This window comes from Pseudomonas sp. GL-R-19, from assembly GCF_019956375.1.
Taxonomy (GTDB): domain Bacteria; phylum Pseudomonadota; class Gammaproteobacteria; order Pseudomonadales; family Pseudomonadaceae; genus Aquipseudomonas.
Genome location: NZ_JAHBDJ010000020.1, coordinates 17,479 through 33,808, shown reverse-complemented (window position 1 = coordinate 33,808; position 16,330 = coordinate 17,479). Strand labels below are relative to the sequence as shown.

16 protein-coding genes are annotated in these 16,330 nt (G+C 60.2%); all 16 read right to left on the bottom strand.

Going from position 1 to position 16,330, the window contains the following annotated elements:
• Window positions 1-9 precede the first annotated feature (9 nt).
• Window positions 10-1,716 (bottom strand): fused response regulator/phosphatase, encoded by a 1,707-nt coding sequence (locus tag KGA83_RS11955; protein WP_108218647.1) that lies wholly within the window; start codon window positions 1,714-1,716, stop codon window positions 10-12.
• 5 nt (window positions 1,717-1,721) lie between these two features.
• Window positions 1,722-2,021: an STAS domain-containing protein gene (locus KGA83_RS11950; protein WP_115948131.1), complete on the bottom strand. Its 300-nt coding sequence runs from the start codon at window positions 2,019-2,021 to the stop codon at window positions 1,722-1,724.
• A gap of 130 nt (window positions 2,022-2,151) precedes the next feature.
• On the bottom strand, window positions 2,152-2,601 hold the full coding sequence (gene fliJ / locus KGA83_RS11945; RefSeq protein WP_108218645.1) for a flagellar export protein FliJ: 450 nt from the start codon (window positions 2,599-2,601) through the stop codon (window positions 2,152-2,154).
• 6 nt (window positions 2,602-2,607) lie between these two features.
• The gene (gene fliI, locus KGA83_RS11940; RefSeq protein WP_108218644.1) at window positions 2,608-3,966 is read right to left on the bottom strand and encodes a flagellar protein export ATPase FliI; all 1,359 of its coding nucleotides are present in this window, start codon (window positions 3,964-3,966) and stop codon (window positions 2,608-2,610) included.
• A complete protein-coding gene (gene fliH / locus KGA83_RS11935) occupies window positions 3,956-4,753 on the bottom strand; it encodes a flagellar assembly protein FliH (RefSeq protein WP_115948130.1) in 798 nt (265 codons plus the stop codon). The genes fliI and fliH overlap by 11 nt, the downstream gene beginning before the upstream one ends.
• Window positions 4,754-4,757: 4 nt before the next feature.
• Window positions 4,758-5,777 (bottom strand): flagellar motor switch protein FliG, encoded by a 1,020-nt coding sequence (fliG, locus tag KGA83_RS11930; RefSeq protein WP_007983391.1) that lies wholly within the window; start codon window positions 5,775-5,777, stop codon window positions 4,758-4,760.
• A complete protein-coding gene (fliF, locus tag KGA83_RS11925) occupies window positions 5,770-7,557 on the bottom strand; it encodes a flagellar basal-body MS-ring/collar protein FliF (protein ID WP_115948129.1) in 1,788 nt (595 codons plus the stop codon). The genes fliG and fliF overlap by 8 nt, the downstream gene beginning before the upstream one ends.
• A 16-nt stretch (window positions 7,558-7,573) precedes the next feature.
• On the bottom strand, window positions 7,574-7,900 hold the full coding sequence (gene fliE / locus KGA83_RS11920; RefSeq protein ID WP_108218641.1) for a flagellar hook-basal body complex protein FliE: 327 nt from the start codon (window positions 7,898-7,900) through the stop codon (window positions 7,574-7,576).
• Window positions 7,901-8,131: 231 nt separating this feature from the next.
• The gene (locus KGA83_RS11915; RefSeq protein ID WP_115948127.1) at window positions 8,132-9,517 is read right to left on the bottom strand and encodes a sigma-54-dependent transcriptional regulator; all 1,386 of its coding nucleotides are present in this window, start codon (window positions 9,515-9,517) and stop codon (window positions 8,132-8,134) included.
• Window positions 9,518-9,522: 5 nt separating this feature from the next.
• The gene (locus KGA83_RS11910; RefSeq protein WP_223529812.1) at window positions 9,523-10,716 is read right to left on the bottom strand and encodes a sensor histidine kinase; all 1,194 of its coding nucleotides are present in this window, start codon (window positions 10,714-10,716) and stop codon (window positions 9,523-9,525) included.
• A gap of 128 nt (window positions 10,717-10,844) precedes the next feature.
• Window positions 10,845-12,320 carry a sigma-54 dependent transcriptional regulator gene (locus KGA83_RS11905; protein WP_108218637.1) on the bottom strand — a complete coding sequence of 492 codons (1,476 nt, stop codon included), beginning with the start codon at window positions 12,318-12,320 and terminating at the stop codon, window positions 10,845-10,847.
• Window positions 12,321-12,492: 172 nt separating this feature from the next.
• Window positions 12,493-12,789: a flagellar protein FliT gene (locus tag KGA83_RS11900; protein WP_108218636.1), complete on the bottom strand. Its 297-nt coding sequence runs from the start codon at window positions 12,787-12,789 to the stop codon at window positions 12,493-12,495.
• Between the two features lie 10 nt (window positions 12,790-12,799).
• The gene (gene fliS, locus KGA83_RS11895; RefSeq protein ID WP_108218635.1) at window positions 12,800-13,195 is read right to left on the bottom strand and encodes a flagellar export chaperone FliS; all 396 of its coding nucleotides are present in this window, start codon (window positions 13,193-13,195) and stop codon (window positions 12,800-12,802) included.
• Between the two features lie 128 nt (window positions 13,196-13,323).
• A complete protein-coding gene (gene fliD, locus KGA83_RS11890; protein ID WP_108218634.1) occupies window positions 13,324-14,760 on the bottom strand; it encodes a flagellar filament capping protein FliD in 1,437 nt (478 codons plus the stop codon).
• A gap of 84 nt (window positions 14,761-14,844) precedes the next feature.
• Complete coding sequence (locus tag KGA83_RS11885) at window positions 14,845-15,198, bottom strand: flagellar protein FlaG (protein WP_108218633.1); 354 nt, start codon at window positions 15,196-15,198, stop codon at window positions 14,845-14,847.
• Between the two features lie 72 nt (window positions 15,199-15,270).
• On the bottom strand, window positions 15,271-16,122 hold the full coding sequence (locus KGA83_RS11880) for a flagellin domain-containing protein (protein WP_108218632.1): 852 nt from the start codon (window positions 16,120-16,122) through the stop codon (window positions 15,271-15,273).
• Window positions 16,123-16,330 lie beyond the last annotated feature (208 nt).

The window sequence follows — 16,330 nt, the reverse complement described above, 5'->3', positions numbered from 1 at the left end:
ATGCGCGGATTACTGCGCAGCCTTCCAGATAAACTCCACACGTGCACCTCGACCATCGTCGGTCCAGCGGGCATTACGCCCCAACTGACGGATCAGACTGACCCCACGTCCCGACAGGCGGATGTCATCCACAGGTCTTTTCATCACCCGCTCGACATCGAAACCCTTGCCGCTGTCTTCGATGTGAATGGCCAGGCAACCGCCGTCGTCTGTTGGCGTCACCTGCAAATGCAACCGTACATAGCCTTCCTGAAGTTCGTCCAGACGGGTATTACGCTGCTGATAATAACGCGCAAAACCCGATGCATCGCGCTTGAGGCTCGAGTCCAGCCCCAGCACTCCATGCTCCAGCGCATTGGAATAGAGTTCCGCCAGCACACTGTAGAGCGCACCGCTCTGGCCCCGCAGACCATGCACCTCAAGCAGCAACTGCAACAGATAGGGCAACGGATTGAAGCGCTTGAGCGTGGCGGCGCGAAATTCGAAACTCACCGACCAGTCCAGCGGGCAGGACTGGCCGCTGTCGGAGTAGACCAACGCCGGCGGCGTGATCTGCGCCGGCTCCAGCAGGCTGATTTCGACCATGCTGACATCGTCGCGCGCTTCACCGCCGAACTGTCGCAGCGCATGCTCGATCTCTTCGAACAGCGCATCCGGCTGGCGATTGGCGGCAAACACCTGCTGCAATCGCTGCACACCAAACAACTGTTCATTGGCGTCGCAAGTGTCTATCACCCCATCGGACAGGAGAAACACCCGATCCCCGAGCACCATGGGAAACACCTCGGTACGCTCATCGAAGGACTCCGGGCTCAGCACCCCCAAAGGCAGGTGCCGCGCCGCCAGAGGCGTTCGCTCGCCACTGGCAACACGATGCAGGTAACCGTCGGGCATGCCGCCGTTCCAGACTTCCACCGAACGACGTTGAAAACTCAGGCACAGCAACGTGGCGCAGCAGAACATGTCCACCGGCAGAATGCGCTTGAGCTTGGCATTCATCTCGCGCAGGGTTTCCGCCAGGCCATAGCCCTTGGCGGTCATTCCGTAGAAGACTTCGGCCAAGGGCATGGCACCCACCGCCGCCGGCAGACCGTGGCCGGTGAAGTCGCCCAGCAGTACGTGCATGTCTCCGGCCGGGGTGAACGCGGCCAGCAGCAGGTCGCCGTTGAACAGCGCATAGGGTGATTGCAGATAACGGATATTCGCAGCGGCATTCAGGCAGCCGGAGTGCGCCACCTTGTCGAATACAGCCTTGGCCACGCGCTGTTCGTTGAGCAGGTAGTCGTGGTGCCGGGCGATCTGGTCACGCTGCTGCAGCACGGTGTCCTGCAAGCGCCGCAAGCGATCCATCGCCTTGATCTTGGCAGCGAGAATCACCTGGTTGTAGGGCTTTGCCAGAAAGTCGTCACCGCCGACTTCCAGGCAACGGGCCAGGGCTTCGCTTTCAGACAAGGAAGTGAGGAAGATGATCGGCACCAGGGTTTCCCCGGCCAGCTCCTTGATCTGCCGGGCCGCCTCGAAGCCGTCCATCACCGGCATCATCGCGTCCATCAACACCAGTTGCGGTTGTTGCTGGCGAAATGCGTCGACCGCTTCGGCGCCGTTGGCCGCCGTCAGTACTTCGTGCCCCAGGCGGCGCAGGATGCTCGACAGCAACAGGCGATCGGCGGTGCTGTCCTCGGCAATCAGGATCGTCAGCGGCTCCAGTGGCTGCATGGCAATCAACTGATGTCGAACAGTTTGTCGAAGTTGGAGATGGCGAGGATTTTGCGCACGTCGGTACTGCTGTTCACGACGCGCACATCGGAGTCGTCGCCACCGGCGTGATCGCGCAGCAAGAGCAGCATGCCCAGGGCCGAGCTGTCGAGGTAAGTGGCGTCTTTCAGGTCAACCACAACCGCCGATATCTCTTTATCTTCGTAGGACTGACGAAATTCCTGATGCTTGGCGAAGTCGAATCGTCCTTTGACCGATATCGTCAACTTTTGCCCATCACTGGAAACTTCTGTAACGACTGACATGTCATGGCTTCCTTGTCATTGGTGAACCTGCTGGTACAAGGTTTAGCATTTGCTAGAGGTTGGGGCAAGGCGTCACGGCAAGAGCAAAAGATCGCAGCCTGCGTAGGAGCTGCCGCAGGCTGCGACCTTTTCAGTACGCATCCTGACGCGGCAAGCGCTGGGACAACTCATCCAGCAGTTTCTGTTCGCGCCGGTCTTCAAGCGCCCGCGCCTCATCGGCATAGCGCTGAACCAGTTTGCGCAAGCCTTCGACCCGGGCAAACGCCTGCTGCCAGGTTTCCCGCGCCTTGTTCAGGTTGTTCTGATGCCAGGCCAGGCTTTGCCGCTGCTGGTCGATAGCCGTGCCCAGTTGCGCGAGAAAGCCCTGATAGCCGAGCAACCATTGGCCCGAGACGCCGCCACTGCCGCGAACGATCCATTGTTCCTGATAGTCGAGACGGAAGGCTTCGAGGTCGGCGAGTTTGCTTTCAGCCAAACGCACTTGCCCCTGGAAATGCCCCAGGCGCCGGACCGCGGTTTTCTCGGCCTTCTCGGCCATTTCCACCACCGGCGCCAGCCTTCCTGCCCGACTCTGAGCCATGACCGCTTAACCGCCTGCCGCGGGCGCGAAGATCGAGGCGAGATACGCCTCGCTTTCGCCCAGGCTGATGCTGTCGTCGAGGCCCTGGCGCAGGTATTTGACCAATTGCGGTTGCAGGGAAATCGCCAGATCGGTCTCGCGGTCACCGCCGGCGACATAGGCGCCAACACTGATCAGATCGCGGCTCTGCTGATAACGCGACCACAACTGCTTGAAATACTGCGCACGGGCCATGTGTTCCGGCGAGACCACCGCCGGCATCACCCGGCTGATGGACGCCTCGATATCGATGGCCGGGTAATGCCCCTCTTCGGCCAGGCGCCGGGACAGCACGATGTGCCCGTCGAGCACGCCCCGTGCCGAGTCGGCAATCGGGTCCTGCTGGTCATCGCCTTCGGACAGCACGGTGTAGAACGCGGTAATCGAACCACCGCCCTTCTCCGCATTACCAGCCCGCTCCACCAGTTTCGGCAGCTTGGCGAAGACCGACGGCGGATAGCCCTTGGTCGCTGGCGGCTCACCGATGGCCAGGGCGATTTCCCGTTGGGCCTGGGCGAAACGGGTCAACGAATCCATCAGCAACAGGACATTCTTGCCCTTGTCGCGGAAATACTCGGCGATGCGCGTGCAATACATCGCCGCGCGCAGACGCATCAGCGGCGCATCGTCCGCCGGGGACGCCACCACCACCGAACGCTTGAGCCCTTCCTCACCGAGGATGTGCTCGATGAATTCTTTGACTTCACGACCCCGCTCACCGATCAGCCCGACGACGATGATGTCGGCCTCGGTAAAGCGCGTCATCATGCCCAACAGCACAGATTTACCGACACCGGTACCGGCGAACAGCCCAAGCCGTTGACCGCGCCCGACTGTCAACATGCCATTGATGCAACGAATGCCCACGTCCAGCGGTTCGCTGATCGGTTCGCGTTTGAGCGGGTTGATGGTCGGGCCATCCATCGGCACCCAGTCTTCGGCCTTCATCCCGCCCTTGCCGTCCAGGGCACGACCGGCGCCATCGAGCACCCGCCCGAGCATGCTCATGCCCATGGGCAGACGCCCCGTGTCGGATAGGGGAACCACGCGCGCGCCGGGGGCAATGCCGGCGACACTGCCGACCGGCATCAAAAAGACCTTACTGCCGGAGAAGCCCATCACTTCGGCCTCAACCTGTACCGGGTGATAGCTGTCGTCGTTGATGACCATGCAGCGGCTGCCCATGGCGGCGCGCAGGCCTTCGGCTTCGAGGGTCAGGCCGACCATGCGCAGCAAGCGACCCTCAAGGATCGGCGCGCCGGCAAGCGTAGTCGCCTCGGCGTAACTGCCCAGGCGCCTGGCGAAGCTGGTGCGCTCAAGGCGCATCAGGCACATCCGCTTCTGGCGCGGCAGCAGGCTTGCTGTCGACCGGCAGTTCCAGGCTCAAGTCCGGTGCGGCCGGGTGCAAGGACTGTTCGTGCAACTGGTCGAGCAGCTTGTCCATCACCCGCGCGACACGGGTTTCGACTGTGGCGTCGATACGGCTGTGTTCGGTCTCGACCCGGCAACCGCCGGGCAACAACGACTCGTCCTCGACGATGCGCCAGGTCTCTTCATGGCGTTCGCGCAGGGCTTTGACCTGTTCGAAATCCTGCGGATTGATGTACAGCCGCACATTGCCCACGCCCAGCGGCAAGAGCTTTAGAGCCTCGCGCATGACGTGTTCGATCTGCGTCGAGTCGATGGCCAGTTCGCGCTGAATGACCTGTTTGGTGATGTGCTGCACGAGATCGACCAGGGATTTTTCAATCCGGGTGTCCTGCTCGGCGATGGGCTCGAAAAGATGCGCCATCAGCTGTTCCAGCCCCGCGATCTTCGCAGAAAGTGCCACTTCGGCTTCCTGACGAACCTTGAGCGTGGTGCTGTGGAAACCTTCTTTTTCGCCCACGGCAAAGCCTTCGTTGTAGGCTTCCTGGCGAATGCTTTCGAGCTCTTCGAGGGTCAGCGGCTGGACTTCCTCCAGCGGCACTTCCTCCATTTCCGGCGGCTCGGGTTCCGGCGTTGGTTCCGGCTCGGGTTCCGGCGGGTCGAAGCTGGGCAGCGCCCAGGACTCGAAGCCACTGACATCCCTGGCCCGGATCAGGTCAGTAGGCGCTTCATCATGCTTGGCCATGGTGTTAGATCATTTCCTCGCCGCCCTTGCCGCCGAGAACGATCTCTCCGGCTTCGGCCATACGACGGGCGATGGTGAGGATTTCCTTCTGCGCGGTTTCCACGTCGCTGACGCGCACCGGGCCCTTGGCTTCCAGGTCGTCGCGCAGCAGTTCAGCGGCACGCTTGGACATGTTCTTGAAGATCTTCTCCTTGACGCCTTCGTCCGACCCCTTGAGGGCCAGCACCAGCACGTCGGAGGACACCTCGCGGAGCAGCGCCTGGATCCCGCGGTCGTCGACATCGGCCAGGTTGTTGAAGACGAACATGAGGTCTTCGATCTGACCGGACAGGTCTTCGTCGACTTCGCGGATCGAGTCCATGAGCTGGCCTTCGATGGAGCTGTCGAGGAAGTTCATGATGTCCGCCGCACGCTTGATGCCACCCAGGGTGGTGCGCGAGGCGTTCGAGTTGCCGGAGAACTGCTTCTCGAGAATCTGGTTGAGCTCTTTCAGGGCCGCTGGTTGCACGGTGTTCAGCGAGGAAACCCGCAGGATGATGTCCAGCCGCACCTTGTGGTCGAAGTTGCCGAGCACTTCGCCCGCCTGGTCCGGATCGAGGTACGCCACCACGATTGCCTGGATCTGCGGGTGCTCGTAACGGATCACGTCGGCGACGGCGCGCGGCTCCATCCACTTCAGGCTGTCGAGGCCGCTGGTGTTGCCACCGAGCAGGATGCGGTCGATCAGGCCGTTGGCTTTGTCTTCGCCCAGGGCCTGGGTGAGCATCTTGCGCACATAGTCGTCGGAGCCGACGCCCAGGCTGGTCTGGTCGCCGACGATATCGACGAACTCGCTCATCACCTGCTCGACCTGCTCGCGGTGCACATTACCCATCTGGGCCATGGCCACGCCCACGCGCTGAACCTCTTTGGGGCCCATGTGGCGCAGCACCTGGGCAGCGTCGGTGGAGCCCAGGGACAGCAACAGGATTGCGGCTTTGTCGACCTTGGACAGTTTGGCGGCAACGGCTCGGTTATCACTCATCTGCGTTAATCCACTCTTTCACGACCTGGGCCACACGACCCGGATCTTCTGCCACCAGACTCTTGATTGCGTTCAACTGAGCGTCATAGCCTTCGCTCGGGCTCGGCAGCAGGATACTGGTCGGACCACCGAGGCTGACACGGTCGTTGGCCAGTTCGCCATCCAGACCGCCCATACCACCCAACTCGACATCGCTACCCAAGCCAACAAGCTGCTTGCCCTTGCCGCCACCGGTGATGTTGTTGAGCACCGGACGCAGCACACCGAACACCAGCACCAGAATGAACAACACACCCAGCACTTGCTTGACGATGTCCCAGAACCACGGCTGGGAGTAGAACGGAATTTCGGCAATCGCTTCACCGCGCTCGGCGGAGAACGGCATGTTGATCACACTGACACTGTCACCACGGCTGGCATCGAAGCCGACCGCGTCCTGAACCAGACGCGTGAAACGCGCCAATTCATCAGCGCTCCATGGCGCACGGGTGGTTTCGCCGCTGGCCGGGTTGATCTTGACCTGATCATCGACCACCACCGACACCGACAGGCGATTCAATCGGCCCTGCTGCTGCTTGGTATGGCTGATGGAACGGTCGAGCTCGAAGTTCCTGGTCGATTGCTGACGCTTGTCCGCCGGGTACGGCGCGAGCATCGGCTGACCGGTGGCCGGGTCCATGATCTGCTGGCCGTTGGCATCGATCAGCGGCTGGCCTGGCTGCACCATGCCGGCCGACGCAGTGGCGCCACCGGTGGTCTGCGGCGCGGAGGCTGGCGACGGCGGCTGGTTGCTCAAGGCACCCGGCACACCTTGCGGGCCGTTGCTGGCGGTACGCTGTTCGTTGACCGACTGCTCGCTGCGCAACGCCGGTTGATCCGGGTTGAACTGCTCGGAAGTCGACTCGACCGCACTGAAGTCCACGTCGGCCGAGACTTCAGCTTTGTAACGGTCGTTGCCCAGCACTGGTTGCAGGATGTTGTGCACGCGCTGGGTGAGCATGCTTTCCATGCGACGGCTGTAGTCGAACTGCTTGCCGGCCATGGTCAGTTCGGAGTTTTCCGCCTGATCCGAGAGCAGGTTGCCCTTCTGGTCGACCACGGTGATCTGCGACTTGCTGAGTTCGGGAACACTGGTCGCCACCAGGTTGATGATGGCCACGACCTGGCCAGGTTCGAGGGAGCGACCGGAATAGAGTTCAACCAGAACCGAAGCGCTCGGCTTGCGCTCGTCGCGCACGAACACCGAACTTTTCGGGATTGCCAGGTGCACGCGGGCACCCTTGACGTTGTTCAGGCTGGAAATGGTCCGGGCCAGTTCGCCTTCGAGGCCGCGACGATAGCGGGTCGCTTCCATGAACTGGCTGGTGCCCAGTCCCTGTTCCTTGTCGAGGATTTCAAAACCGATGTTGCCGTCGCTGGGAGTGACACCAGCGGCCGCGAGCTTGAGCCGCGCACGGGACAGGTCATCGGCCTTGACCAGCAAGGCACCGGAATTGGGTTCGACGGTGTACGGGATATCGGCTGCGGCCAGGGTATCCATGACCTGCTTGGCGTCCATGCCGGCAAGGCTGCCGTACAGAGGCCGGTAGTCCGGCTGCTGGGACCACAACACCACGGCAAAACCAATCGCCACGCTCGCTGCCAGGCCGACCAACAGGCCCACCTGACGCAACATGGTCATCTCGGAGAGGTTTTCCAGGAAGGACAACCCGAACAGCGGCGGCTTGCCGTCTATTGGAGTGGCCTTGGCCGGAACATTATCGGCGACTGCTTCTGCCATGACTCAATCTCGTCCTTTAAACCGGCATCTGCATGATGTCTTGGTAAGCCTGAACCAGCTTGTTGCGCACCTGGGTCAATGCCTGGAACGACACGCTGGCCTTCTGCGAGGAAATCATCACGTCTGTGAGGTCGACGCCGCTTTTGCCGATTTCGAAGGCACTGGCCAACTGAGAGGAAGCCTGTTGCGTGTCGTTCACTTTATTGACGGCCTGGCCGAGCATGTCGGAAAAGCTGCTGCCCGCCACTTCAGGGACGGCAGTCGATTTCGGCGCAGACATGGCATCCATTTGCATGGCGCGCATGTCGAGCATCAACCGATTGAATTCAATACCTTGGCTCATGGTCTCTCTCTTTGACGACCCGCAATTTTTTGACACTCACTCGGCGGGTAACGAGGTGTTAGCAACAAGGGTGCCAGCTCCATGGCCTTGTTTCACAAAAGCCCTTCCTTACGCCCCCCTCCTGTAGGAGCGAGCCTGCTCGCGATGGACTCAAGGCTGTCGCGCTTATCCTGCCGCCCCGCAATATCGTTCACGACCATCGCGAGCAGGCTCGCTCCTACACAGTAAAAATCAGGTGGCGAACAGATACGCCTCTACATCCATGCCGGCATCGCGCATCTGCGCCAGCTTGTAGCGCAGGGTTCGCGGGCTGATGCCCAGGCGCTCGGCCGCCTCTTTGCGACGACCGCGCTCGGCGCGCAAGGTATCGATGATCATCTGGAATTCACGGCGACGCAGGTCATCGCCCAGCGCACCGGCCGACTCGGACTCGACCTCCACGGGGCGTACCGGCGCCTGCGCCAACCCAGGCAGTGGCGCGCAAGCCACCGGCCCGGCGAGGCAGAAATCCTGCGGCTGGATCAAGCCGCCCTGCTGCAGAATCAGCGCACGCTGAATCGCGTTGTCCAGCTCACGAACGTTACCCGGCCATGGATAACCGATCAGGCACGCCTGAGCTTCGGGCGACAACCTGGCAGGCGAATGCTTCATTTTATTGACGTGCCGGGCCAGCAGACGCTCGGCCAGCGGCAGGATATCGGCAGTGCGCTCGCGCAACGGGCGCCAGGCCAGGGGAAACACCGACAGGCGATAATAGAGGTCCTCGCGGAAACGCCCCGCCGCCACTTCACCCGCCAGGTCGCGATTGGTAGTGGCGACTACGCGAATATCCAGCGTGATCGGTTTGCGCGCGCCAACCCTTTCGACCTCGCGCTCTTGCAGCACACGCAGTAATTTGGCCTGGAGCCCCAGGGGCATTTCGGAAATTTCATCGAGCAAAATGGTGCCGCCGTCGGCCTGCTCGAACTTGCCGGCTTGCGCGGCAATGGCGCCGGTGAAGGAACCCTTCTCGTGACCGAACAACGTCGCTTCGAGCATGTTGTCCGGAATCGCTGCGCAGTTGATCGCGATGAACGGCTGATTGGCGCGATGAGAATGCTGATGGATATAACGCGCCAGCACTTCCTTGCCCGTGCCCGACTCACCCGAGATCAACACCGTGGAATCGCTGCGTGCGACCCGTGCCGCCAACTCGAGCAACTGCGCGCTCGCTGGTTCGAATGCTATCGGCCCTTCGCCCTCGGTCAGGCCGAGACTGCCCAGGGCATGCCGCCCCACCAGATCGAGCAACGCCTTGGGCTCGAATGGCTTGACCAGATAGTCCGCCGCCCCTTGGCGCATCGCATCGACCGCACGCTCGACCGCACCGTGAGCCGTCATCAGCAACACCGGCAACTGCGGCTGCCGTGCACGCAGCATGCCCAGCAACTGATGGCCATCCATGCCCGGCATATTGACGTCGCTGATCACCAGGCTGAAGGCCTCGCCGCCGACGGCAAGCAACGCCTCCTCTGCCGACCCCACCGCCTTGTAATCATGCCCCGCGAGCAGCAGCGTATCAGCCAGTGCCTCGCGCAACGCGCGGTCGTCCTCGACCAGCAGTACCTTGATAGCCATCTGCGTCACTCCGCTCCTTGAGCGCTGCTGAACAACGGCAGAATCACCTGCGCGCAGGTGCCGCGACCGAGCCGCGAGCGCAGCTGCAATTCGCCCCGATGAGCACGCGCCACCGCCTTGACCACGGTCAGGCCAAGGCCTGTGCCGGTGGCCCTGGTGGTAAAAAAGGGCTCGCCCAATCGCGCCAGAACAGCGGCGTCGATACCGCTGCCACTGTCGCTGACGCACAGGCGCAGGCTGTTGCCACGGGTGTAGAGGTGAATCTTGAGGCGCAATTGACCGGCACCAGCCTGAATGGCGTTTTCGATCAGATTGAGGATCGCGCCGACCAGGGTGTCGCGATTGCACAGCAACTCCCCCGAGTGACTGTCGCACTGCCAGCGGATCGGCAGATCCTGTACGTGGGTCAGCGCCGCCGCTTGCAACGATTGCATCAATTGTCCTGGCGTCACGCGGTCGGTCAGCGGCAACTCGCCCCGGGCGAACACCAGCATATCGCGCACCTGGTGCTCCAGCTCGTGCAGGCGCTCCTTGAGGCGCCCGGCAAAGCGCTGCCGGGTAGCGACCGGCAGCTCTTGCTCGGTCAAATGACTGGCATACAGCAACGCAGCGGACAACGGCGTGCGTATCTGATGAGCCAATGAAGCGACCATGCGCCCCAATGACGACAGACGCTCATGACGGGCCAGTTGATCCTGCAAATGGCGGGTTTCGGTCAGGTCATTGAGCAGCACCAACTGGCCGGGCTCGGCATCCAGCGAGCGCGTGGCGATCGACAGGCGCCGACCATCCTTGAGGGAGACTTCATGGCCATCGTCTTCGCGCGGCGCAAAACAGCGGGCAATGACGTGGCGCCACAATTCACCTTCCAGCGGCAGCCCCAGCAACTCGCACGCCGCCGGATTGGCTTCGCGCACGATGCCCTGGGCGTCAATGACAATGACACCGCCGGGTAACAGATCAAGGAGGTTTTGCAGGCGGTTGGCCAGGCGTTCCTTTTCCGCCAGCTCCTGCATGCGCTGGGCGCTGACCACCGCCAGCTCACCCTTGAGCTCGGTTACCCGGGCTTCAAGCATGCTGTAGGAATCAGTCAATTGAGTGGACATCTGATAGAACAGTGCGAATGCCTGCTCAAGGCCCAGCCGACTCGCCTGCTCTACGGACGACGGTTGCCGCGAAGCATCAAGGACAGGAGACATCTGGGCGGCTTGGGGCATTGTGCTCTCTCGCTTGGCTGACCGTCAGTGAAACGGAACGTTGCGAGGGACGTAGCAATACCCGTGCCTAAAAAAAACTTCTTATAAATGAATGATTTGAAAAACAGGCGTCAATCATCCGCCTGTTCGTCTCCATCACGACGGCTCATGCCGTACTTGCGCATCTTTTCCACCAGCGTGGTGCGACGGATACGCAACCGCTCGGCCGCGCGCGCCACAATGCCGTTGGCATCATCCAGCGCCTGCTGAATCAAGCCTTGCTCCAGACCACCGAGGTAGTCCTTAAGGTCCAGGCCCTCCGGAGGCAACATGGCGTTGGTCGTGAAGTCCGGTGTATGACCGTTGATGGCCACACGCTCTTCCAGATCACTGCGCAGGCTGTCGACCATCTGCTCGTCTTCATCATCGACGTAGCGGAATTTCTTCGGCAACTCGACCACGCCAATCACACCGTAGGGATGCATGATCGCCATGCGCTCCACCAGGTTGGCCAGTTCGCGGACGTTGCCCGGCCAGGCATGCCGGCACAGCGACATGATCGCCGCCGAGTTGAACCGGATCGACCCGCGCTTCTCGTGCTCCATGCGCGAGATCAGCTCGTTCATCAGCAGCGGAATGTCTTCGACGCGCTCACGCAGCGGCGCCATCTCGATCGGGAACACATTCAAGCGGTAGTACAAGTCTTCGCGGAAGGTGCCGATCTCGATCATGCTTTCGAGATTCTTGTGGGTCGCCGCAATGATGCGCACGTCGACGCTCTGGGTCTTGTTGCTGCCCACGCGCTCGAAGGTACGCTCCTGCAACACGCGCAGCAGCTTGACCTGCATCGGCAGCGGCATGTCGCCGATTTCATCGAGGAACAGGGTGCCGCCGTTGGCCAGCTCGAATCGACCGGCGCGGCTGGTGATCGCCCCGGTGAAGGCACCCTTCTCATGACCGAACAGTTCGCTTTCCAGCAACTCGGCCGGGATCGCCCCGCAGTTGACCGGCACGAACGGCGCTTCGCGGCGCTTGGAATGGTAATGCAGGTTGCGCGCAACCACTTCCTTGCCCGTTCCGGACTCACCGAGGATCAGCACGCTGGCATCGGTATCGGCGACTTGCTGCATCATCTGGCGGACGTGTTGAATCGCCCGGCTGGTGCCGACAAGACTGCGGAAAAGATTGGGCTCGCGATGACGACCGCGCTCGCGGGCCTGGTCGTACATCTCGCGATAGACCTGGGCACGGTGCAGCGAATCGAGCAATTTGCTGTAGCTGGGCGGCATTTCCAGGGTTGAAAGCACTCGACGACGCTGGTCTTCCGGCAGGTCAATGGAAGAATTATCGCCCATTAACAAAACCGGAAGGAACTCATCCCAGGTCGAGAGTGTCTTTAACAAGCCCAGAAGTGCACCAGGAGCATTGACCGTCCCGATGAGGACACAGATTACTTCACGACTTGATGACAAAGAGCCGACAGCCTGCTGCCAGTCATGGCTACCGCAGGGTAAATTTTCTTCACCGAGAAAATTTAAAATCACCGCCAGGTCGCGGCGGCGGACGCTATCGTCATCAATCAGCAGAATTTTGGTTTCACGCCACATGCAATAGCAACTTCCCTAGTCAACTCAATGCCCAAAATGCTGGGGCAAGCTAGACGCTTGCAGACACGTTATGCCTGAAGACGACTGAAATCTGGAACCAGCCACTAGTTAAGTCAAAAAACCGTGCACAGTCAAATTTATGGCGCACATATCTGGATTAACTTGGGGTTAATTATCCAAACAGATGGTAAACCTTTGCTGCGTTCCGCGCTTGCTGGATCTGAGACATTTCATCGACTATCGCCTGCCTCTCCCCCATCGCTACCTCAAGTAGCTGCTTGTAGACATACAGCAACTCCTCAAGATTGCCACGCAGAACTTCTTCGTCCAGCGAAGCCTCGCTCAAGACGTCTTCCATGCAGGAACGGCAATCCAGGTCCAATTGACCGATAGCCTCCCAGTTGCGCTCGGCCAGAGCACCGACCAGCGCTTCTCGAGTTTGTTCTATTCGCTGCAATACAAGACTCATGGCGATCTCCCTAGAACTGCGGACCTGGCTCAGCAATGCCGTCCCAGCCTTCTTTCACCGTGCGCAGCAACCCCGCGACCTCATCGAGAATCTTCGGATCGTTGCTGATGTTCGCCTCGGCCAGACGCTTCATCATGTAGATGTAAAGACTGTCGAGTTCGCCCACGGCTTCGGCGCAATTTTCAAGATCCAGGCCTTCACGCAAGCCACCAATGATGCCGATCGCCTTGCTGATCGATACACACTTGCCAGGAATGTCCTTGCGCTCCAGCGCGCCTTTGGCCTGAGCGATCCGGTCCAGGCCACCTTCCATGAGCATCTGTACCAAACGATGCGGACTTGCTTCGGACGTCTGGGCGTGCGCCCCCACTTTCTGATACTGCCGAAGGGCTAACATTGGATTCATGTTCTACCTCATTACCACAATGACTCGTATAGCCAGTGTATCGTCCGCGCACCGGGAAACTTTAGATCAAAAGACAAAAACCCGGCACACGCGAAAATGCGTAGCCGGGTTTTGTCGACAGCTTAAAACTAGCTGTTGGACTTCTGGGCGTTCAAGGAAGTGAAGAACGAGGTGATGTTCGTCGCCGTCGCCTTCATTTGCCCGACCAAAAGGTCCATTGCGTTGTATTTGGCGGTCAACGTCTTGGTCATGTTGGCGACACGAAAGTCCAACGCAGTCTGCTGGGTTGAAAGGTTCTTGCTCACGCTCTGCAGGTTGGTATTGCGCTGGTCCAGCAACCCGCCCGTCTGCACATAAGGCTTGATTGCAGTGCCCATGCGCGCCAGCAGGCCGTTGGTAGCATTGCTACCGTTGAACAACTGCTGCATCTGGCCGCTCATGCCGTTGATGGCCATCCTCTCGTTGAACGCCGTGGTGTTGAACGCCAGGTTGCCGGTTTTCTCGTTCGTCAACACGCCGATCTGCGACAGCACGGCCAATGGACCGCCCGCCCCGGGAGCCGTCAGCACGCCGCGGATATCGGAAATCAGTGTGCGCGACATCGAGTCGCCGGTAAACGCCGCCTGAACCGTCAGGTTGCCATCGGCATCCGCTGTCGCCTTGGACAGGGAGTTGATGGTGTTCATCAGGGTGTTGTAGGAGTCAACGAACGACTGGATCGACGTCTGCAAACCGGTGGTGTTGGTCGCGACGGTGACGGTCGCCGCAGCCGGCGGCGTACCCGGGCTCGCGGACGCCAGGTTCAGGGTCAGGCCGCTGACTGCGCCGGTCACCGTATTGCTCTTGCTGGTCACTGCCAGGCCATCGATGGTCAGCGATGCATCCACCGCAACCCCGTTGACAGCCCCCGAACTGGTAGCCGAAGGGTTAGCGCCCATCGGTTGGGTGCCGTCGATATCAAGGCCGGCGATACCGCTGACCGTAAGGTCGGAACCCGCGCCGGTCTTGCTGGAACTGATCACCAGCCGTGACGCACCGCTGCTGTCGGTCACGATGTTGGCAGAAATACCGTTACTCGCCTGCGCGGAGTTGATGGCATCCCGGGTGCTCTGCAGGGTCGCATTGGCTGGAATCGTGACATCGTAATCAGTGCCATTCTGACTGATTTTCAAGGTACCACTCGGAATGGCACTGGCCGCACCGCCGGCAAAAGACGCACTGGCGACTTTCGAGCTGGTGGCCAGGTTATTCACAACAACGCTGTAGGTACCGGCAACGGCGGTGTTGTCGGAAGTCGCACCGAGAATCGACGGGGTACCCGAAGTGGCGTTATAGCCTGCAAACACAGGATTGGTCTTGCTACCGAGATTGGTCAGCGCCGTCTGAAAGGCCGTCAGTGCGCTTTTCAGGGAACCGACACCGGAAATCTTCAGCGTGTTGGTTTTGGTCTGAGTATCGATCTGCGTCTGTTTCGCCGATTTGTCGGCATTGACCAGCGCAGTGACGATCGCACCGATATCCAGGCCAGAGCCTAAGCCCGTACCCGGTAAAATTGGACTTGCCATTTTTCGTCTCCCTTCAGGTTGCTGCCACTCTTTTGACCTTTACCTGCGCTCAAAGAACGTACAGACACTATTCATGCCAGCTAATCAGACCTTGGCGTCGAACAATACGTGGCTCGCATTGCTCAGGCTTTCTGCCAGCTTGAGGGCTTCTGCGGAGGGGATCTGTCGCACGACCTCACCCGTTTCGCTTGCAATCACTTTGACGACGACCTTTCCGGACTGCTCGTCTATCGAGAACTCCAGATTGCGCTTGATCGACTGTACAAACTTTTCGATCTGCTGCACCGCCTGCTTCAGGTGGACGCCATCCGCCTCCGGTTTCTTATCCGCCGCTGGAGTGACGCTGGCGGTTTCAGGCTTTTCCGGCGCTTTATCCGAAACGGTGCTCGCTGGCTGGGGAGCCGGATAAGACACGCCAAGCTTTACGCTCATCTCCATGCCCATCACCTCTTAACGTAAAAAGCGAGAGAGCGTGACCAGCACACTCCCCCGCTCAAACTCATTCCGAAATTACTGAAGCAGCTTCAGTACAGCGGAAGGCAGTTGGTTGGCTTGAGCCAGAACCGAGGTAGAAGCCTGTTGCAGGGTTTGCTGCTTGGTCAGGTTCGCGGTTTCTGCGGCGAAGTCGGTGTCTTGTACACGGCCTTGTGCAGCAGTGGTGTTTTCCACGATGTTCTGCAGGTTGGAGATGGTGCTGGTCAGACGGTTCTGCGAAGCACCCAGGTTTGCGCGGGTGGCGTTGATCGATGCCAGAGCGGCGTCGATTGCGGTGATCGCGTTGTCGATGTTGGCAGACAGGGTAGCGGAAGTTGCACCGGTCAGAACAACAGTACCGCTGCCTACGGACAGGGATACGGCGTCGAACTTGGAGCTCAATACCAGGTCGATGCGGTTGGCCGAACCCGTGTTGGCGCCAACTTGCAGCTGCATGGTGCCAGCCGAACCGTCCAGCAGGTTTTTGCCGTTCAGGTTGGTAGAGGCAGAGATACGGGTGATTTCGTCAGACATCTGAGCGAATTCGGAGTTGGTAGCGGTCTGGTCAGCAGTGCTGTTGGTACCGTTACGTGCTTTAACAGCCAGTTCACGCATACGCTGCAGAATGTCGGTCGAAGCTTGCAGCGCGCCTTCAGCGGTCTGGGCAACGGAGATACCGTCGTTGGCGTTCTGCACTGCCTGGTTGCCACCACGAATCTGTGCGGCCATGCGAGTTGCGATCTGCAGGCCAGCGGCGTCGTCTTTGGCGCTGTTGATTTTCAGGCCGGAAGACAGGCGAGCCATCGAAGTCGACAGAGCGTCGGTAGCACGGTTCAGGTTCTTCTGAACGTTCAACGACGTGGTGTTGGTGTTTACTGTTAAAGCCATGACGAATTCCTCGTTGGTTGGGTACTGCGGCTTCCGGCCCTGGCAACCGCCGGGTATGGCCTAGAGAACCTTCGTAATAGTTATCGTCGGGTAGGCAGGTTGCTTGAGGGCTTTTTTTAAAAAAAATGCCATCACCCTGCCACCCCCGAGAAAACAAGGGCTCAGCGCCCCTCAACCACGAAAAAATGACGCCATAAAACTGTCCAGC